Genomic DNA, 17,907 nt, shown 5'->3' with positions numbered 1-17,907 from the left:
AATCCGCGGGCGACGTTCTCGTTGGCGACAGGGCGGACCTGGTTGGCGCCGGCCACGACGGGGGTGGGAGCGGTCACCGGCGCGGAGTCTGCGGGATGTACGGCGCGGAGCTGCCCGTATGAGTTGGGGTTGTATCCCTGCGGGGCGAAACCCTGGCCGGGGAAGCTGCTTCCGGGAGTGGAGGGAGCGAGTGCCGGGCGCGGGCCGAAACCGGGACGAAGGCCGGAGGGCTGGCCTGCCTTGGCGGCGTTACGGACTGAGATGTGGACGTATCCGGATGCAACTGACATGAAATGCTTACCTCAATGTGAAATGGCCGTTTTCGCGGCTCGAATGCTGGCTTCCCCGTCACAGGAACCGGGGATGGGCGCCCGACGCTGGGCTTGGGGGCGAATGCCTAAGAACTTCGTTGGGTGGGAAGGTCAGGCGTGCATTCGACAACAGCGCATGTCGGCAGCAGCGGATGTGCTGGGCCAATATTCTGCGGCTGCAGGTGCTGTTGAGTTCTTGTTCACATTGGAAGTGTGCAGCGTAACAATGCCAACTTGCAAGTAACAATGGACCAAATCGTCCGCATTGTGAGACGAAACGCAGAATTGTGCGGTAGATCACTATTTCGGAAGAGGGATTTATTTTTGATGCTTATCCGATGAAGGGCCTTCTATCTAGCCGTTTTGAGAACATTATTCGCTCGAATCAGATTTGACCGAATCTCTCTGAAATTCAACCGTTTGACATAGAATCGGCTGGACAGGCCCCTCTCCTGTCCAGCCGACATTCCCTCTCTTCCCGAATTTTTTTGCCGCGGGACCGTCGGGTGCCCGGCCCCACATGGTTTGCCCCGTTCGTCTTTGCGTGTCAGTTACTGCTTGCTCCGGAGCCCGGAGTGGTTGCCATGCCGGATGTTGCCAGCTGGATGGTCTGGGCGGTGTAGGTGTCCGAATCCTTCACGGCCGTCACCCGGACGCCCGCTCCCGTGGTCACGTTGGACATGCTGAGCGTGCTGCTGGTGGATGCACTGCCCCGCTGCCGCATTCCCTGCGTGACCTGCACGCCGGAACCGACCGCATAGGTGCGGGAGAAGCCGTCCCCGCTCTTGACGGTCAGGGAGGTCGCGGAAACCTCCGTGACCGTGCCTGTCTGGCCCGCCATGGTCACGTAGTTCGAATCCTGGAGGACCACGTATTCGGAGTGGACGGCAGCGTTCAGGCCGGCCGCTCCCATCCCCAGGCCACTGGGGCCGCCGTCCATGCCCATTCCGCCGTCCATGCCCATGCCGCCGTCCATGCCGCTTTGGCCGCCGGGGCCCATCATGCCGCCCTGTCCGGTCATGCCGCTTTGTCCTCCCGGGCCCAACTGGCCCGCGGCACCTGTGCCCTGGCCGTTGTTCGACGCCGCAGTGGCACCGTTTCCGGCAGCGTAGGCGCCGGCACCGGCCGCGGCGCCCACAACCACCGCCACGCCGCCTACCAACAGGCCTTTCTTCGCGGTCCAGTTTCCTTTCCCGGAACGGGAAGACGTGCCGGAGGCGTACGGCTGCGGCGCGCCCCACCCACCGCCGGCGTTTGGCACCTGGCCAGGTGCCGCCGTCGTACCCCAGCCTGCGGAAGGCGCAGCGGAAGCGGATGAACCCCAACCCTGCACAGGCTGCCCCTGGGGTGACCGGGCTGGCTCCCCGCGGCCGCTGGTACTGCCTGCGGGGACACCCCATCCTGTGGCTGCCCCGTCCCGGTCGGTGCCGTCGGCTGCCCCGCCCCAGACTGGAGCCGGCTGGGGCGTGCGTCCTGAGGAGCCGGGTTGCCCCGATGCCCCGGGGACGGCGCGGTCGTCTTGCTGATCCATGGCTTTCTCCAAGAAGTTGAAACTGATGGTGGTGATGCTGTTGTTCCAACAGGGTCTGCCGCCATGCTGTGCGGCGGCTGTGCGGCAGGCCAAGCCTGCCTGTGACCTTCGGGGCCGCATCCCCAGGGCAGAGCTTGCGTTGGGTTCAGGTGGCTAGGCTGGACCTCACAGCTGGAGCACAGCAACGGCAAAGCGTCGGCAAACCGACAGATCGGAGAGTTGTCCCATGGCATCCCCGCACTCCATGACCAACAACCTTCCCCAGCTCACCCACCCGGACGGGTCGCCGATCCGTGCCCTGGTGGTGGATGACGAGCCGAGCCTGTCCGAGCTCATGAGCATGGGCCTGCGCATGGCGGGCTGGTCTGTGGCCGTGGCAGCCGACGGTCCCACTGCCGTCAAGCTCGCCAAGGACTTCCACCCGGATGTCCTGGTGCTGGACGTCATGCTGCCGGGGTTCGACGGCGTGGAGCTGCTGGGCAGGATCCGCGCCTTTGCGCCGGAGGTGCCTGCGCTCTTCCTGACGGCCAAAGACGACGTCCAGGACCGCATTGTGGGACTGGCCGCCGGCGGGGACGACTACGTCACCAAGCCCTTCAGCATGGAGGAAGTCCTGCTGCGCCTGCACCGGCTGGTGCAGCGTTCCGGCGTGGCCGCCATGGACACTGCCGAACTGGTGGTCGGCGACCTGGTGCTCAATGTGGACACCCGTGAAGTCACCCGTGCCGGGGAAGGGATCCAGCTGACGGCAACACAGTTCGAGCTCCTCCGGTACCTGATGGAAAACCCCAAGCGCGTGGTCAGCAAGGCCCAGATCCTGGACCACGTCTGGGATTACGACTTCGGCGGCCAGGCGAACATCGTGGAACTGTACATTTCCTACCTGCGCAAGAAGATCGAAGCCAACCATCCGCCGATGATCCACACCGTGCGCGGAGCAGGCTACGTCATCAAGCCCGCAGACTAGCCAAAGGAAACGCGTGTCCCTTTCCGGTGTCCCCCGGCCCACCGGCCGGTCCTGGTTCAACCCGTCCACCTGGCACCTCCGCACCCGCCTGATCCTGCTCTCCATGGCGCTCCTGGTGGCCATCTCCAGCGCCATCGGCGTGGTCAGCTACGCCTCCATGGATGTGGTCCTGACCAACCAGCTGGACTCGCAGCTGATGCTGGCCTCCCGCGGACGGCCGCCGGAGGGCAACCCGTCCGGCCGACCGGACCCCTCGATGCCCGGGGCCAGAGTGTGGGGACGCTCAACGCACGGGTGGTGGGCGGCCAGGTCAGCCGGGAGGCGGGCTTCCTGTCTTCCGATGCCACCCGCACGGCGCTGACTTCCGCCGATGTGGCCACCCTGCAGGCGTTGCCCCGCAATGGCCTTCCCGTGGACCGCAAGCTGTCCAACGGCGATTACCGGCTGATGGCCACGGCCACCCCTTACGGCGACGTGGTGATCACCGGCCTGCCGCTGGCAACGAAACAAAGCACCGAGGCCTCGCTGGTGCTCACGATGGTGCTGGTGTCACTGGGCGGCCTGGTCGTGATCGGGCTTGCGGGCACTGCCTTGATCCGCCGGACCATGCGTCCGCTGGAACAGCTGTCCGACGTCGCCACCAAGGTCTCCAAACTGCCCCTCGACGCCGGCGAGGTGGCGCTTGCCGTGCGCGTACCGCCGTCCGCAGCGCATCCCACCACCGAGGTGGGCAGCGTGGGCCATGCCCTGAACCTGATGCTGGACAACGTCTCCAGCGCCCTGGAAGCCCGGCAGCGCAGCGAGATGAAGGTGCGCCAGTTCGTTGCGGACGCTTCCCATGAGCTCAGGACGCCCCTGACCGCCATCCGCGGGTACACCGAGCTGATGCGCATGACCGAGACCTTTACCGAGGACGGCCGGAAGTCACTGGGCCGCGTCCAAAGCCAGTCCGAGCGCATGACCGCGCTGGTGGAGGACCTGCTCCTGCTGGCCAGGCTTGATGAGGGCAAGGCAACCGAAACCACCGATGTGGACCTTACCCAGCTGGTGGTGGAAACCGTCAGCGATGAAAAGGTCATGGCCCCGGACCACACGTGGCAGCTGACGCTGCCCGACGAGCCCGTCACGGTCCGCGGGGATGCCACCCAGCTGCACCAGGTGCTGGCCAACCTGCTGTCCAACGCCCGGAAGCACACACCGGCCGGCACCACCGTAACCACCGGGTTGATGCGCTCGGCCGATGGGAGCGTGGTGGTGACGGTTACCGACGACGGGCCCGGCATCCCCGCCGAATTCCAGGGCAACATCTTTTCGCGCTTCACCCGGGCCGACGCCGCCCGCTCAGGCTCAGAAGGCTCGTCGGGCCTGGGCCTGTCCATCGTCGAATCCATCGTCATGGCCCACGGAGGCACGGTGGAACTGGTGTCCCGGCCAGGCAGGACCGAGTTTGCGGTCCGCCTTCCCGTGCCCGGACCCGCCGCCGCCTGACCGCCACACACGCACAGGGCGGTGGCCACTGAAGGCCAAGCCCGCGCCAACTGCACTGCGCCAACTGCACTGCGCCAGTTGCACAGCGCCGGTTGCACAGCGCCAGTTACACAGGCACATCACAGGTTGCGCCTAAAGCCCTCAAATCCGGCGGCGCCACTGTTGATCCATGACGCTCACCGACTCCACTTCAGGAACCCTGCCGGACGCCGCGGTGGCCCCGGCGGGCCTTCCTTCCCGCGGACATGCCGCGCGGCGCGCACCCGTGGACACCCGTACCACCGTCCCCGTCCTTGACGTGACCATTCCCGTTTTCAACGAGGAACGTGACCTTGAGGAATGCCTTCGCCGGCTCCACGGGCACCTGCTGGATACCTTTCCACACAGCTTCCGGATCACCGTGGCGGACAACGCCAGCACGGATGGAACCCTGAAGATCGCCGAGCGGCTGGCCCGGGAGTTCCCTGAGCTCGTGGCGGTCCACCTGGATGAGAAGGGCCGCGGCAACGCCCTGCGCAAAGTGTGGCTGGCCTCCCCGTCACCGGTGCTGGCCTACATGGACGTGGACCTTTCCACCGACCTCGCCGCCCTGCCGCCGCTGCTGGCGCCCCTGATTTCCGGGCATTCGGACCTCGCCATCGGCACCCGGCTGACCCGCAACTCCCGCGTCGTCCGCGGGCCCAAGCGGGAGTTCATCTCACGCAGCTACAACATGATGCTGCACTCGTTCATGGGCGCGCGGTTCAGCGACGCGCAGTGCGGGTTCAAAGCCATCCGCGCCGACGTCGCCCAGCAGATCCTGCCCTACACCGTGGACAACTCCTGGTTCTTCGACACCGAGCTTTTGGTCCTCGCCGAACGCTGCGGCCTGCGTGTCCATGAGGTCCCCGTTGACTGGATCGACGATCCCGATTCCAGCGTGGACGTGGTACGCACAGCACTGGCCGACGTGAGGGGAATGGCCCGGCTCACCCGCGACTTGGTCTACGGTCGCATCCCGGTCCCGGAACTGCGCGCAGCCCTGGCACGGGGTCCGATCCCGGCGTCCTCGCGGTCCGGTGAGCAGACACGCGGCAGCAGCCTTTTCGGCCAGCTGGTCCGGTTCGCCGCGATTGGCGCCGCCTCAACCCTGGCGTACCTCCTGATCTTCGTGTTCTGCCGGGGATTCATGGACCCGCAGTTGGCCAACTTCCTTGCACTGCTGATCACCGCCGTGGCCAACACTGGCGCCAACAGGCGCTTCACGTTCGGCATCCAGGGCGGCAACCCGGTCCGGCACCACTTCGAAGGGCTGATCGTGTTCGGCATCGGCCTGCTGCTCACCTCCGGAGCACTCGCCTTTGTACACCGGACGACGACGCCTGACCGGTGGGTGGAAGTCCTCACCGTTGTGGCGGCGAACCTGGCAGCCACGGCGGTCCGGTTCCTGCTGTTCCGGCTCTGGGTGTTCCGCGGCAACCACGGCAACCGGACCACCAAAGACGCCCCCACTTCGACAGAAACGGCAGCATCATGACCTCCACCATTTCGCCGGCGGACGCCGGCTCACCCGCCGGCCGGCAGCCGTCGCCATCCGGCCACGCTGCCTCCTCCCCCGGGGCGGCCGATACCGCACCCCGCTGGACCCGCTACGCCTTCGGTGCGCAGCCCCGCTGGGTGAGGCCTTCCGCCGTGGGGCTCCTGGCAGCCACGGCGGTCCTGTATCTGTGGAACCTGGCAGCAACCGGCTACGGAAACTCCTTCTATGCAGCCGCCATCCAGGCCGGCACCAAGGACTGGACGGCGTTCCTTTTCGGCTCGCTGGACGCAGGCAACGCCATCACGGTGGACAAGCCGCCGGCAGCACTCTGGATCCCCGCCCTCGCAGGGCGCATCTTCGGTTTTTCACCACTGAGCATGCTGGTGCCGGAAGCACTCATGGGGGTGGCCGCCGTCGGGTTCCTCTACTTGGCCGTCAAACGCGTCTCGGGACCTGCCGCAGGCCTGCTGGCCGGCGCTGCCCTGGCGCTGACGCCGGTGGCTGCGCTCATGTTCAAGTTCAACAACCCGGACGCCATGCTCACCCTGTGCCTGGTGCTTGCTGCCTACTTCACCACCCGCGCCATTGAGAGGGCGGGTTGGAAGTGGCTGGTGGCCGCCGGCGCCGTGGTTGGCCTGGCATTCCTGACCAAGATGCTGCAGGGCTTCCTGATTGTTCCCGCGCTGGGACTGGCCTATCTGTGGGCCGCACCCACGCCGGTGAGGCGCCGGCTGGTGCACCTGCTTGGCGCGCTGGGCGGAATCGTCGTGGTTGCCGGCAGCTACATCGCCCTGTTCCAGCTGACACCGGCCTCCGAGCGGCCGTACATGGCAGGGTCCAGCACCAACAGCTTCCTTGAACTGACGTTCGGCTACAACGGACTGGCCCGTCTCACCGGTTCCGGCGAGGGCATGCCCGGCGGGGCCGGGGGTGCTGCTGCCGGCGGTCCCGGAGGCGGCTTCGGCGGCGGCAACGCCGGATTCGGCGGGGCGGCCGGGCTGCTGCGGATGTTCGGGACCAGCTTTGGCGGTGAGGTCTCGTGGCTTCTGCCCGCCGCCCTGGTCCTGCTGGTGGCAGGCCTCTGGTTCACGCGCCGGGAAGTACGCACCTCCCCGGGCCGCGCGGCCCTGATCCTGTGGGGCGGCTGGCTCGTGGTCACCGGAGGTGTCTTCAGCTTCATGAGCGGCATTGTCCACCCCTACTACTCCGTGGCACTGGCGCCGGCGATCGCAGCGCTGGTGGGCATAGGCGCAGTGGAGCTCTGGCGTGGCCGCAGCTACTGGCCGGCCCGGATCGTCCTCGCCGTGACCGTCCTCGGCACCTCTGTGTGGTCGGCAGTCCTGCTGGGCCGCGACACGTCGTGGCTCCCCTGGCTGCGGGTCGCCATCATCGTGCTCGGCGTCCTCGCCGCCGCCGCAATCCTCCTCCGCCTCGACGCACTGGGCACCTCAAAACCGGGCACCTCGAAACTGGGCGCCTCCGGACGGTTCCGCCGGGCCGGTGCGGCCGCCGTCGTCGTCGTATCCCTCCTGGCCGGCGGTCTTGGGACAGCGGGGTGGACCCTCGCCACCGCTGCTTCCGCCCACTCCGGTTCCATTCCGACGTCGGGCCCGGCGGGTTCGTCCGCGGGTGGCTTCGGCAACCGTGCCGCTGGATTCGGCGGCGCACGGGCTGACGGCAGGGAGGCCGCCACTGACGCTGCCAACGGCGCGGGTGGACTCGATCCCTTCGGCGGCCTCGACGGCGCAGCCGGCCCCGGCGGTACCGGGGGCGCCGGCGGCGCCGGGGGCCCGGGCGAAGGATCCGCAGATGCGGCGGTGGCGGCACTCCTGAAGGCCACCACCACGAAGTGGTCCGCGATCGTCTCCGGCGCCAGCCAGGCAGCCAGCCTGGAACTCGCCACGAACACCAACGTCATTGCCCTGGGCGGTTGGAACGGCGGGGACCCCTACCCCACGCTCGCCCAGTTCCAGGACATGGTGGCCAAGGGCGAGATCGGCTACTTCATCCAAGGCGGTGGCATGGGAGGCGGCGGCATGGGTGGCCGCGGCAATTCAGAGGTGGCCGCCTGGGTCCAGGCCAACTTCCAGGCCCAGACCGTAGGCAACTCCACCGTGTACCAACTCACCAAGGACTCCATGGCCAGCCACTACCCAGCGTCCGTCCACACTGCGTCGGTCCACACCGGACACCCTGCCGGCGCTCCTGCCGCCGCGCATCATCCTGTCCCGGCCTGCTACCGGCCGGACCCGCGGGCGCTCCGGCGGCGGCTGGAACTGGCAGCGGTGCTGGCCGGGGCCGCCGTGCTGTACTTGTGGAACCTTGGAGCATCCGGCTGGGCCAACGCGTTCTATTCCGGCGCGGCCCAGGCCGGATCGCAGGACTGGGCGGCCTGGTTTTTCGGCTCCTCCGACGCCGCCAACGCCATCACGGTGGACAAGCCGCCGGCGTCGTTGTGGGTCATGGGGTTGTCCGTCCGGATCTTCGGCCTCAGTTCCTGGAGCATCCTGGTCCCCCAGGCGCTGATGGGCGTCGGCACCGCCTGGCTGCTCTACCTGGCCGTACGGCGGGCCGCGGCGCCTGCCACGGCCGATCCACGGCTGGCGCACCGCGCAGGACTGATCGCCGCAGCCGTCCTGGCCCTCACCCCCGTTGCCACGCTGATGTTCCGCTTCAACAACCCGGACGCCCTGCTGGTGCTGCTCATGACGGCAGCCGCCTACGCGGTCCTCCGTGCAGTCCAGGAGGACCGGTTGCGCTGGCTCCTGCTGGCCGGAGTGTTCCTGGGCTTCGGCTTCCTGGCCAAGCAGCTGCAGGTCCTGCTGGTGGTTCCGGGATTCGCCATCGCCTACGCGCTGGCAGGCCCGCACAGGCTCCCGCGGCGCCTGCTCCGGCTGGCCGCGGCGGGAGCGGCCATGGTGGCCTCCGCCGGGTGGTGGCTCCTGGCGGTGGAGCTGACACCGGCCGGCCTGCGTCCCTACATCGGCGGATCGCAAACCAACTCCATCCTGGAGCTCACGCTGGGTTACAACGGGCTGGGCCGGCTGACGGGCGACGAGACCGGCAGTGTGGGCGGCGGCAACGGCTGGGGAGATCCCGGGCTGCTCCGGATGTTCAACAGCGAGTTCGGCGGCCAGATCGCGTGGCTGCTGCCGTCCGCCCTGATCCTTGCGGCGGGCCTGCTGTGGTTGGGCCGGCGGGCCCCGCGGACGGATGCGGTCCGCGCCGCCGTCATCATCTGGGGCTCGTGGGTGCTGGTGACGGGCCTGGTCTTCAGCTTCATGGCCGGCATCATCCACCCTTACTACGCCGTGGCGCTGGCGCCGGGGATCGCCGGGCTTGCGGGGCTGGGCACGGTCCTCCTGTGGCAGCACCGGCAGCAGCCACCCGCCGCACTCCTGCTGGCCGCAGCGGTGGCCGCGGCCGCCCTGATGGCCTTCCAGCTGCTGGGCACCACCTCCGCCTACGGCGCGTGGCTGCGTTGGCTGGTCCTTTCCGGAGGCTTGGCGGCCGCAGCGGGCGTGGCGTTCGGCAGGTTCCTGCACTGGCGTGCCGTGCAGCGGACGACGGCGGCGCTCGCCATTGCGGCGTCGCTCACCGGGCCGCTGGCGTACTCCCTTTCCACGGCGTCGACAACGCACAGCGGGGCGATCGTCAGCGCCGGGCCGTCGTCGGGCTTCGGCCCTGGCGGGACGGGCCCTGGCCGGACCGGCCTTGGCGGGACCGGGACAGGCAGCACCAGGCAGCCAGCAACCCAGGGAAACACGGCCCGCCAGCAGGGCGCGCCCGGAGGAACACTTCCCGGCGGAACCGCTGCTGCCGGTGGTCGCGGAGGCGGGGCCTTGGGAGGCCTCTTGGGCGCCCCCACGCCGTCCGCGGAACTCGTGGCAGCACTCAGGAATGGCGCCTCGGGCTACACCTGGGCAGCGGCAGTGGTGGGTTCGAACAACGCTGCCGGTTACCAGTTGGCAACGGAACTGCCGGTCATGGCGGTGGGTGGGTTCAACGGCACAGATCCCGCCCCTACCCTGGCGGAGTTCCAGGATCTGGTGTCCCAGGGAAAGATCCACTACTTCATCACAAGCGGAACCATGCGGGCCAGTACCGGTTCGGACGCTGCCGCCCAGATCGCCCAGTGGGTGGCGAACAACTTCACGGCGCAGAGCATTGGCGGCACCACCGTCTACCTGTTGGCTGGGTAACGGAAACTGTAACGGTCTGCGCGCTGCGCTCATGAAATGGAGCGGCCATACCCCAGTGGGACCGAGGTAACGAACGGGGAATCCGGCAAATCAACGCGCTGAGGATCGTGACTTCCGTTACCTAAATGTGACTTTCGCGTGCACTTCCTGTAGCGTCGATTGGGTGCGGCCCCCGTTCGGGCCGCATATCCCGGGTCGACGCCAAGCTCTGCCGCTTCCCCGGATTCCGATTGAGCTACGGCAGAGGCGGGGGACCCACCGTCCCGGGCATTGAATGCCCTTGGGGTTAAGCCAGTACGTGATCTTTCCGTATGGCCGGATGCCCTCATCCGAACCCGACAGCTAACTCCGCAGGTGTGAGAGGCGATCAATCATGTCCAAAAACACGGCAGAAGCACGCCTGCTGCAGGCCAAGGCTAAACACAGGGCCGCGCAGCAGGCCAAGAAGACCACCCTGGGCCAGCGCGCCGCCGTCCTTGCAGCATCGTGCGCGGTGCTGGTGGGGGTAGGCGCGGCAGGACAGACCACCAGCAGCATGACTCCGGTGTCATCCACCGCGTCCAACCCTTCCACGTCGGCGTCCGACGCTCAAATGAGCATCGAGAAGAGCGAGATCCGCTCCAACCCGGCAGCAAGCCCCGCGCCCGCTGCCATCAGCGTGGCACCGCAGGCAGCGGAACCGGCCCCCGCAGCGGCACCGGCAGCACCCGCAGCGCCTGCCCCGGCGCCTGAGCCCGCCCCCGCACCTGAGCCGGCTCGCGCCGTCGCGGTTAACGATCCTGCAGGCGCCCAGGCGTACGCCGCCAGCCAGCTGGGGGCGTTTGGCTGGGGACCGGACCAGATGCAGTGCCTGCAGACGCTGTGGACCAAGGAGTCCGACTGGACCACCACGGCCACCAATTCCAGCAGCGGGGCATACGGCATCGTCCAGTCCCTGCCCGCTGAGAAGATGGCAAGCGCCGGCGCGGACTACCTCACCAACTACCGCACGCAGATCAACTGGGGCCTGGACTACATCAAGAAGAGCTACCAGTCGCCCTGTGGTGCCCTGAACTTCCACCTGGCCCACAACTGGTACTAGGCACTCCTCCCCCGGCGGCAGCGATGCCGGGGGAACTGCACCAAAGCGGCGGGCTGCATCATCATGATGCGGCCCGCCGCTTTGGTTAACCAGCGCCCGGTCCGGCGTCCTGTCCGGTGTTCCCGCCAGCGCCCTGCCCGGCGTTCCGCCACGGGATGTACTGGACAGCCCACTTGTTTCCGTCCGGATCGGCGAAGTACACAAAGTGGCCCCAGTCCTGGACATCCACATCGCTGACATCCACGCCGTTGCACTTGAGCTGGTCATGCGCCGCATTGATGTCGTCGACCACCATCTGCAGGTTGGAGCCCGTGCCGGGCGGGGCGTCAACGAGTCCTTCGCCGATGCAGATGGAGCAGGCCGAGCCCGGCGGCGTCAACTGCACAAAGCGGATGGAGTCCGACGGCCGCTCGTCGTAGTCGGCGTTAAAGCCCACTTTGTTGACGTAGAAGTCCTTGGCACGGTCAACGTCGGATACGGGGACAAAGACAAGCTCGAGTTTCCAGTCCATCCGCACAGGCTAGCGGCGGGACACCCGTTGGGAAAGAGCCCGTTCAAACAGGGCCGAAGTGCTACCCGGCGATGCCGTAGAGGCGGTCGCCGGCGTCGCCCAGCCCGGGGACAATGTAGGACTTCTCGTTGAGCTTCTCGTCGATGGAGGCCAGGACGATGTGCACGTTGGCCCCTGACAGTTCCTCCTCCAGCCGCGCCAGGCCCTCGGGGGCGGCCAGCAGGCAGATGCAGGTGACGTCGGAAGCGCCGCGCTTGAACAGGAACTTGATGGCTTCGCGCAGGGTTCCGCCCGTGGCCAGCATGGGGTCCAGGACGAAAACCTGGCGGCCGGTGAGGTCCTCCGGCAGGCGCTCCGCGTAGGTGATGATGTCCAGTGTCTCCTCGTCCCGGGCCATGCCCAGGAAACCCACTTCAGCGGTGGGAACCAGCTTGGTCATGCCTTCCAGCATTCCCAGGCCGGCGCGCAGGATGGGAACCACCAGCGGGGTGGGCTTGGTGAAGGCGGTGCCGACGGTGGTGCTGACGGGCGTCTCGATGGTGACGGGCTCGGTGCGGACCTCCCGAGTGGCTTCGTAGGCCAGCAGGGTCACCAGCTCTTCCGTCAGCTGGCGGAAGACCGGCGACGGCGTGTTCTTGTCCCTCAGGACAGTGAGCTTGTGGGCGACCAGGGGTGGTCAACAACGAGAGTGCGCATCCCCCAAAACTATCACTCGGCGCTGCCCTTACCGCGTCCGGAGTGTTCGCCGTCGTGCAGTTCGTCGGCCACCACGTCCCGGACGATGGGACGGTCGAACGACGGCGCTGCCCCTGCGTGCTCGCGCCTTCGGACCAGGTGGAACAGCCGGTGGGCCAGGATAACGATTGCCACCCAGGCCAGGCCCAGGATCCAGCCGGCCATAACGTCCGTGAGCCAGTGGTGGCCCAGGAAGACCCGGCTCAGGCCCATGGCGATGATGAAGATCGAGCCGGCGGTGATGGCGGTAACCCGGACCCGCATGGTGTGGAACTGAAGGCAGATGAGGTAGATCACCAGACTGATCACCACGGTGGTGTTCAGGGTGTGTCCGCTGGGGAAGGATGGCGAATCCTCGTAAGGGGGACGGCGTCCGCATGGTCGGGCCGGGTACGGCCCACCAGCTTCTTGCCGAACGTGGTGGCGGTGACGGACGCTGCCGCTGCACCGCCGATCAGGACCAGCGGACGCCAGTTCCGGCTCAGGAAGGTCAACCACGCGGTGAGGATGCTGGCCAGGATAGGCATCCCGATGCCGCCGCCGATGTTGGTGAAACCGGTGACAAAGGAGTCAAGGCCGGGGCTGCGGAGGCCTTCGGCAAAGGCAAGGGCAGGCTTGTCCAGGTTGGCCAGGCCAGCGGAGTCCACCACATCGTCGTAGACCTCTGCCCCAAGCAGCGCCAGGGACACGATGACCACACCGCCCACAAGGATGGTGAGGATCAACGCCGCATACGGTTTGAACCAAATACCCAATCGGTCCCGAAGAGTGTCCATGGTGCCTCCCGGCATCGGCAAGTAACCTGACTAACCCCGAAACTATCATTGAGCCATGCCCTTGCCCGAAAAGAAACACGAGGCCTGGATGGGCCTTGCCCTGGCGGAGGCCCGCCGTGCGCTCGACACGGAGGACGTGCCCATCGGCGCCGTAGTGATAGGGCCCGACGGCGACGTTCTGGGTTCGGGACGCAACCAGCGGGAGGAGCTGGGCGACCCCACAGCCCACGCCGAGGTGGTGGCCATCAGGGAGGCGGCCGGACGGCTGCAGGAACGGGCACGGCTCGGCGGCGGCCAGGGCGACGGGTGGCGCTTGTCCGACTGCACACTGGTGGTCACCCTGGAACCCTGCGCCATGTGTGCGGGCGCAATCGTCCTGGCGAGGATTCCCCGGGTTGTGTTCGGGGCCTGGGATGAGAAGGCCGGCGCTGCGGGATCGGTATTCGATATCCTCCGCGAGCGCCGGCTGAACCACTGGGTTGAGGTGTATCCCGGGGTCCGCGGGGAAGAGTGCGCTTTACTGCTGCGCGAATTTTTCGCCGCCCACCGGAGCAGCCTCTAGCCCTGCCGCTCCCCGTGTCCGCCGGGTCCCTCCAGGAGGGCCAGCACGTCCTGCGCTGTTTCGCTCCATCCCGGCAGCCTGGTCCGCGCATCAAGCGCAGCTGAACGCCATTTTTCCCGGGTCTTTCCATCCACCAGCCAACCCCGCAGGGCATTGGCCAGGCGGCCGGGACTCTCCTGTCCGCCGTCTGGAAGGGTAAGCACTGCCCCCGGAAGGCGGGGTTCGCCGTCGGCCGTTCCCAGCCCGCCCATGCCAAGCGCCTCCACCGCCCCGGTCCCGGCACGGACCAGAACAGGAATGCCGTGGGCCAGGGATTCGGTGACGGCCATGCCGAAAGCCTCCAGCCGCGACACCAGCAGGGTCAGGTCCGTCCGCGCCCATTCGGCCTCCAGGGCTTCGCCAATGAGCTCGCCGGTGAGCTGCACCCGCCGCTGGAGCCCGTGGGCAGTAATGGCAGCCCGGACCTCCCGTGCGTAGTCCGGGTCCGCCTGCTCGGAGCCCACGAACGACGCAGTCCACTCAAGGTCCTGGATCCGGGCCAGGGCATGCACGGACAGCAGCTGGTCCTTGTTGGGCAGCAGCGCGGCGATGACCGCCACGTGTGGCGGCCTGGATCCCTGGGCCAGGGGTGCGGGGTTGACGCCGGGAAGGACAACGGTGACCCGGGAAAGCCCCCTTTCCAGGAGGAGGGATGCAGACGACGTGCTGGTGCAGATCACGCCGGTTGCCGCACGGAGGGCTCTCGCTTCGCGTTCCAGGGCTGCAGCCCCGGAGCTTTCCTCAACGGGCATATGCACCAGGACCCATGTTTCCCCGCCCGCCTTCGCGGCGTATTCGAGTTCATCCGGGGCACCTACCGCCACCAGGCCGTCCACGATGGCCACTGCGTCCCCGTGGTGTGCCTCAGGTTCCCATGCTCCGAGGAGGGTGCCCAGCCGGCGTCGTTCCTTGGCGCCGGCGTCCGGCCAGTTGCCCTCCACGGCAACCACCTCCACCTCCGCGCCCCGTTCCTGCAGGCCCGCAACCAGGCGCGCGTTGTAGACGTTGCCGCCTGAGCTGTGGCGGATATTGCCGGGAACCAGCAGCCGGATGGGACGCATTGCTACGCGGTGAGGTCCAGGGAAAAGGTGGCCCAGGCGTCAGGATTCTCGCGCAGGGTGACCTCCAGTCCTGCGAGTTCACGGCCGTCGTCGTTGTCCTTGATCTCTGCGGCCACCTTCCGGGCGATGTACTCGGCGAGGGCTTCCGTGGTGCTGAGCTTGCCCTCGAAGTCCGGGTGCTCGTCCAGGTTGCGGTAGTTCAGGCCGGCGAGCACCTCCTCGATGATGGTCCCGGCGGCGCCGATGTCCAGGACGATCGCGTCGGCATTGAGGGCGCGACGGCGGAAGGCCACCTCGGCGACGAAGGTTGCACCGTGCAGGCCCTGGGCGGGGCCGAAAGCCTCACGGGGAAGGCTGTGGGCAATCATAAAGTGGCGGCGGATGGTCAGGCTGAACATTGTTACCTCAAGTCTTTGGGGGTGTGGGTGGCTGGGCTGGGCGCGGGACTGCCGGCAGGGTATTCGACGACGTGGCACAGGGCTTCCAGGCTGCCGTCCGCCAGGCTCTGGACCACGCCAGGAAGGTCCTCGAACCGGGACGATCCCGTCAGGAACGCGTCGAAGACGGGGTCCTTGAGCAGCGATACGGCCAGGTCCAGGCGGTCCGCATTGGTGCGCCTGTGGCGCCGGGAACGCGCCACCATGCCCACCTGGCTCGCCCTGATGGACAGCCGCCGGGCGTGGAAGTCCTCCCCCAGCGGCACAGTGACCTCACGGTTGGCATACCAGGACATTTCGATGATTTCGCCTTCATCGCCGGCGAGCTGCAGGCTGCGCTCCAGGCCTTCCTGCGAGGCCGAGCAGTGGAACACGATGTCGCAGTCCGCCAGGGCGTCATCGGGGTGTGCGAAGTCCACGCCCAGGGTGTCCGCGAGCTTTTTCCTGCCCGGATCGAGGTCCACCAACTGCAGGCGCTGCAACGGGAAGGTGCGCAGCAGCGTAGCCACCATGCCGCCCACCAGGCCGGCTCCGACAACGGCAATCCGGTCGCCCAGCCGAGGCCCGGCTTCCCACAGGGCGTTGACTGCGGTTTCCACCGTGCCGGTGAGGACCGCCCGGCGGGATGGAACGCTGTCGGGAACCCTGGTTAGAGAGGTCACCGGCACCACATAGAGGTCCTGATGCGGATTCAGGCAAAAGACGCGCCGGCCCTTCCACTCCTCAGGACCTTCCTCCACGACTCCCACCGAGAGGTAGCCGAATTTCACCGGCCCTGGAAACGTTCCCTCCTGGCGTGGGGCACGCATCTCTTCCGCGACACGTGGCGGCACGGCCCCGGCGTGGACCACCATTTCGGTGCCCTTGCTGATGCCGGAGTACAGGGCACGCACCAAAGCTTCGCCCGGCCCCGGCGCGGGCACTTCTTCGGCCCTGAGCTCGCCGTGTTCCTTGGCGGTGGTCCAGTAAGCGGTTGCGTGGATCGGAGTCTGTGAATTTGTCATCTTGCTGATGAATCTAACCGGACGCGCGGTGGCGGGGAAAGTCCGACGGCGGATGGCGGGGTTTGGTGCCGCGCGGCGGCGTCCGTGCCGGCATCAAGGCGGGGCGGGTGCGGAGGGTGGCGCCGGGACGTGGACCTGCCGCAACTTGTGCGGGCGGACCGGACTGAAGACGCGGCAGTGCAGCAGCTTCGGCTTAGACGCCGAGGTGTTTAAGCAGTGCCTCTTCGAGGAGGCTTCGTTCGCCGGGCAGGAACCCGGGTGGCCACTTTGGTGGTTCCCAGTCCTGGTGTTCGCTTGTGTAGTGGCGGCCTGTGGGTGAGGTCCAGCCGGGTGGTTCGTTCGTGCTGGCCGGGGTGGGTTTCCAGCCGGTGGTGTGCCGGAGCCTGTGGTGTTTCGGGCAGGGCTGTCCCAGGTTGCTGATTCCGGTGGTGCCGCCGTGGTGCCAGGCGAGGAGATGGTCGGCCTCCGTGTCCAGGGAGGTGTTGCTGCAGCCCGGGAACGGGCATTTCCCGTCCCGCATCCGCAGCCAGGCCCGCATGGCCCTGGGAACCCGGTAACTCTTCCGGCCGATCTCCAACGGCGCCCCGTCCCGGGGATCCACCAACACCCGGTAGAACGAGGCCGCCCCGTCCGCGACCAGTCGCCGCGCCATCGACGCCGGCACCGGACCATACCCGTCCAGCATCGCCGGTTCATCGGTCAGGCCCATCAGCGCGAACACCGGAACCGTAACCAGGACCTCGGCGCGGACCGATGGCGGCTGGTGGCCAGTTCCCGATGCGGCGCTGGTCCCGCTGCCGCTGGTGCTGCCGCCCCGGGTGTCGCCGCTGCCGAGGATCGCTGCGGTGAAATTGTCGGCCCGCAACTGGGGCATGGTCCTGTCCTCGGCCGGGCCCTGCAGGCCCCGTGCGGCAGCGGTGAGCCGGTTCCACCCAGCCTGGGCCTGATCCGCGGGCAGGTACGCGCCCAGCCACGCCATCCCGTCCCGGTCCGGCCGGAACTCCACCCGCCGCTCCGCCACACCCCTGGCATGCCGCTTCTCGATCGATTCGGCGTGGTGGCGTTCCCGCCAGGTCCGGGCCTTGACCCGGAACCGGTGCGCCGGCAGTTCCCCAACCGGGCACCCCCTGGCCGGGGGAAGGGCGTCCGGGTCCGGCGTATCGGGTGGCAGGAAATGCGCCTCCAACGCCGCCGCCCCCGCCGCATCAAGGGACGCCGTTTCGTCGGCCATCACCAGCGCGTGCTGCCACGACAGGGTCCCGGACTGCAGCGCCTCCAAAGTCCGCGGCAATGAAACAGTCAGGGCGTGGGAGGTGGCCAGGAACGACGCCGCCGCCCGCGGACCCAGGGCCAGCACGCACCCGATCTCCGCCGCGACCGCCATTTCCTGCGCCACCATTGGCACGTCCGGCCCCGCCACAGCATGCGCAGCCTCCGCATACGCCACCGCAGCCTTCGCCTTCACCCCCGCAACCCGCGCCTCGACCTCCCGGGCCCCGGCGAGGATGTCCAGGCACCCATCCGCCAAACCGCGCAACGGATCAGAAAACGAATCAGCATCCGAGAACGCCTCCAGACCCGCCCCATCCACCTCAGCCTGAAGCACAGCAAGGGCAGCGCGGATCTCCTCGAACGCCCTCACCACCGCCGCCTTCCCCATAAACCCATCATGGCAAGGGGGTC

The 17,907-nt window shown here is 67.8% G+C and carries 13 protein-coding genes, 3 pseudogenes and 1 riboswitch; of the genes and pseudogenes, 6 read left to right on the top strand and 10 right to left on the bottom strand.

The window, feature by feature from the left end; all coding sequences use genetic code 11:
* Nucleotides 1-2: 2 nt before the first annotated feature.
* Nucleotides 3-290, bottom strand: a pseudogene (locus OUO20_RS21415) (winged helix-turn-helix domain-containing protein); the annotation flags it as partial.
* A 568-nt stretch (nucleotides 291-858) separates the two neighbouring features.
* Nucleotides 859-1,842: a hypothetical protein gene (locus tag OUO20_RS21410; protein WP_155845630.1), complete on the bottom strand. Its 984-nt coding sequence runs from the start codon at nucleotides 1,840-1,842 to the stop codon at nucleotides 859-861.
* A gap of 226 nt (nucleotides 1,843-2,068) precedes the next feature.
* Here OUO20_RS21410 and OUO20_RS21405 point away from each other — a divergent pair, with 226 nt between their 5' ends.
* The 5 genes and pseudogenes from OUO20_RS21405 to OUO20_RS21385 all read left to right on the top strand — a co-directional run bounded on the left by OUO20_RS21405 (nucleotide 2,069) and on the right by OUO20_RS21385 (nucleotide 11,099).
* Nucleotides 2,069-2,809, top strand: a complete 741-nt coding sequence (locus tag OUO20_RS21405; RefSeq protein WP_018771234.1) for a response regulator transcription factor — start codon at nucleotides 2,069-2,071, stop codon at nucleotides 2,807-2,809.
* Between the two features lie 13 nt (nucleotides 2,810-2,822).
* A pseudogene (locus OUO20_RS21400) lies at nucleotides 2,823-4,297 on the top strand (HAMP domain-containing sensor histidine kinase).
* 169 nt (nucleotides 4,298-4,466) lie between these two features.
* Nucleotides 4,467-5,813, top strand: a complete 1,347-nt coding sequence (locus OUO20_RS21395) for a bifunctional glycosyltransferase family 2/GtrA family protein (RefSeq protein ID WP_018771236.1) — start codon at nucleotides 4,467-4,469, stop codon at nucleotides 5,811-5,813.
* Entirely contained in the window at nucleotides 5,810-10,018 is a 4,209-nt protein-coding gene (locus tag OUO20_RS21390) for a glycosyltransferase family 39 protein (RefSeq protein ID WP_268002592.1), read from the top strand. Before OUO20_RS21395 ends, OUO20_RS21390 begins: the two co-directional genes overlap by 4 nt.
* Before the next feature lie 207 nt (nucleotides 10,019-10,225).
* Nucleotides 10,226-10,386, top strand: a riboswitch (cyclic di-AMP (ydaO/yuaA leader).
* Nucleotides 10,387-10,391: 5 nt separating this feature from the next.
* Nucleotides 10,392-11,099: a hypothetical protein gene (locus OUO20_RS21385; RefSeq protein WP_268002591.1), complete on the top strand. Its 708-nt coding sequence runs from the start codon at nucleotides 10,392-10,394 to the stop codon at nucleotides 11,097-11,099.
* Nucleotides 11,100-11,184: 85 nt separating this feature from the next.
* Here the strand turns inward: OUO20_RS21385 and OUO20_RS21380 are convergent, their stop codons facing one another.
* The 4 genes and pseudogenes from OUO20_RS21380 to OUO20_RS21795 form a co-directional block, all read right to left on the bottom strand.
* The gene (locus OUO20_RS21380; protein ID WP_268002590.1) at nucleotides 11,185-11,610 is read right to left on the bottom strand and encodes a VOC family protein; all 426 of its coding nucleotides are present in this window, start codon (nucleotides 11,608-11,610) and stop codon (nucleotides 11,185-11,187) included.
* A 61-nt stretch (nucleotides 11,611-11,671) separates the two neighbouring features.
* A pseudogene (gene upp / locus OUO20_RS21375) lies at nucleotides 11,672-12,306 on the bottom strand (uracil phosphoribosyltransferase).
* Between the two features lie 12 nt (nucleotides 12,307-12,318).
* Complete coding sequence (locus OUO20_RS21800) at nucleotides 12,319-12,657, bottom strand: phosphatase PAP2 family protein (protein ID WP_442781106.1); 339 nt, start codon at nucleotides 12,655-12,657, stop codon at nucleotides 12,319-12,321.
* An 8-nt stretch (nucleotides 12,658-12,665) separates the two neighbouring features.
* Nucleotides 12,666-13,121, bottom strand: coding sequence for a hypothetical protein (locus OUO20_RS21795; RefSeq protein WP_442781105.1), 456 nt, complete (start codon nucleotides 13,119-13,121; stop codon nucleotides 12,666-12,668).
* Nucleotides 13,122-13,176: 55 nt separating this feature from the next.
* Here OUO20_RS21795 and tadA point away from each other — a divergent pair, with 55 nt between their 5' ends.
* Nucleotides 13,177-13,683, top strand: a complete 507-nt coding sequence (gene tadA / locus OUO20_RS21365; protein WP_144600265.1) for a tRNA adenosine(34) deaminase TadA — start codon at nucleotides 13,177-13,179, stop codon at nucleotides 13,681-13,683.
* On the opposite strand, the gene OUO20_RS21360 is transcribed toward tadA, so the two are convergent.
* The 4 genes from OUO20_RS21360 to OUO20_RS21345 all read right to left on the bottom strand — a co-directional run bounded on the left by OUO20_RS21360 (nucleotide 13,680) and on the right by OUO20_RS21345 (nucleotide 17,884).
* Nucleotides 13,680-14,783, bottom strand: a complete 1,104-nt coding sequence (locus tag OUO20_RS21360; RefSeq protein WP_018771244.1) for a glycosyltransferase family 4 protein — start codon at nucleotides 14,781-14,783, stop codon at nucleotides 13,680-13,682. The two genes, tadA and OUO20_RS21360, sit on opposite strands and share 4 nt — an antisense overlap.
* Nucleotides 14,784-14,785: 2 nt before the next feature.
* Nucleotides 14,786-15,181, bottom strand: a complete 396-nt coding sequence (locus OUO20_RS21355) for a 6-pyruvoyl trahydropterin synthase family protein (RefSeq protein ID WP_018771245.1) — start codon at nucleotides 15,179-15,181, stop codon at nucleotides 14,786-14,788.
* A gap of 2 nt (nucleotides 15,182-15,183) precedes the next feature.
* Nucleotides 15,184-16,224: a zinc-dependent alcohol dehydrogenase gene (locus tag OUO20_RS21350; protein ID WP_056389314.1), complete on the bottom strand. Its 1,041-nt coding sequence runs from the start codon at nucleotides 16,222-16,224 to the stop codon at nucleotides 15,184-15,186.
* A 193-nt stretch (nucleotides 16,225-16,417) separates the two neighbouring features.
* The gene (locus OUO20_RS21345) at nucleotides 16,418-17,884 is read right to left on the bottom strand and encodes an HNH endonuclease signature motif containing protein (protein ID WP_268002589.1); all 1,467 of its coding nucleotides are present in this window, start codon (nucleotides 17,882-17,884) and stop codon (nucleotides 16,418-16,420) included.
* Nucleotides 17,885-17,907: the final 23 nt, after the last annotated feature.

Origin of the sequence: Arthrobacter sp. FX8 (assembly GCF_026723805.1) — a bacterium.
GTDB lineage: Bacteria > Actinomycetota > Actinomycetes > Actinomycetales > Micrococcaceae > Arthrobacter.
Note: the sequence above shows the minus strand (reverse complement) of the source record. Positions and strands in the feature narration are given on the sequence as shown.

Bases quoted from the DNA above. Each gene is read 5' to 3' on its own strand.
- OUO20_RS21395 (WP_018771236.1), top strand. From the start codon at position 4,467: ATGACGCTCACCGACTCCACTTCAGGAACCCTGCCGGACGCCGCGGTG.
- OUO20_RS21385 (WP_268002591.1), top strand. From the start codon at position 10,392: ATGTCCAAAAACACGGCAGAAGCACGCCTGCTGCAGGCCAAGGCTAAA.
- OUO20_RS21795 (WP_442781105.1), bottom strand. From the start codon at position 13,121: ATGGACACTCTTCGGGACCGATTGGGTATTTGGTTCAAACCGTATGCG.
- OUO20_RS21355 (WP_018771245.1), bottom strand. From the start codon at position 15,181: ATGTTCAGCCTGACCATCCGCCGCCACTTTATGATTGCCCACAGCCTT.
- OUO20_RS21405 (WP_018771234.1), top strand. From the start codon at position 2,069: ATGGCATCCCCGCACTCCATGACCAACAACCTTCCCCAGCTCACCCAC.
- OUO20_RS21360 (WP_018771244.1), bottom strand. From the start codon at position 14,783: ATGCGTCCCATCCGGCTGCTGGTTCCCGGCAATATCCGCCACAGCTCA.
- tadA (WP_144600265.1), top strand. From the start codon at position 13,177: ATGCCCTTGCCCGAAAAGAAACACGAGGCCTGGATGGGCCTTGCCCTG.
- OUO20_RS21380 (WP_268002590.1), bottom strand. From the start codon at position 11,610: ATGGACTGGAAACTCGAGCTTGTCTTTGTCCCCGTATCCGACGTTGAC.
- OUO20_RS21345 (WP_268002589.1), bottom strand. From the start codon at position 17,884: ATGGGGAAGGCGGCGGTGGTGAGGGCGTTCGAGGAGATCCGCGCTGCC.
- OUO20_RS21350 (WP_056389314.1), bottom strand. From the start codon at position 16,224: ATGACAAATTCACAGACTCCGATCCACGCAACCGCTTACTGGACCACC.
- OUO20_RS21410 (WP_155845630.1), bottom strand. From the start codon at position 1,842: ATGGATCAGCAAGACGACCGCGCCGTCCCCGGGGCATCGGGGCAACCC.
- OUO20_RS21390 (WP_268002592.1), top strand. From the start codon at position 5,810: ATGACCTCCACCATTTCGCCGGCGGACGCCGGCTCACCCGCCGGCCGG.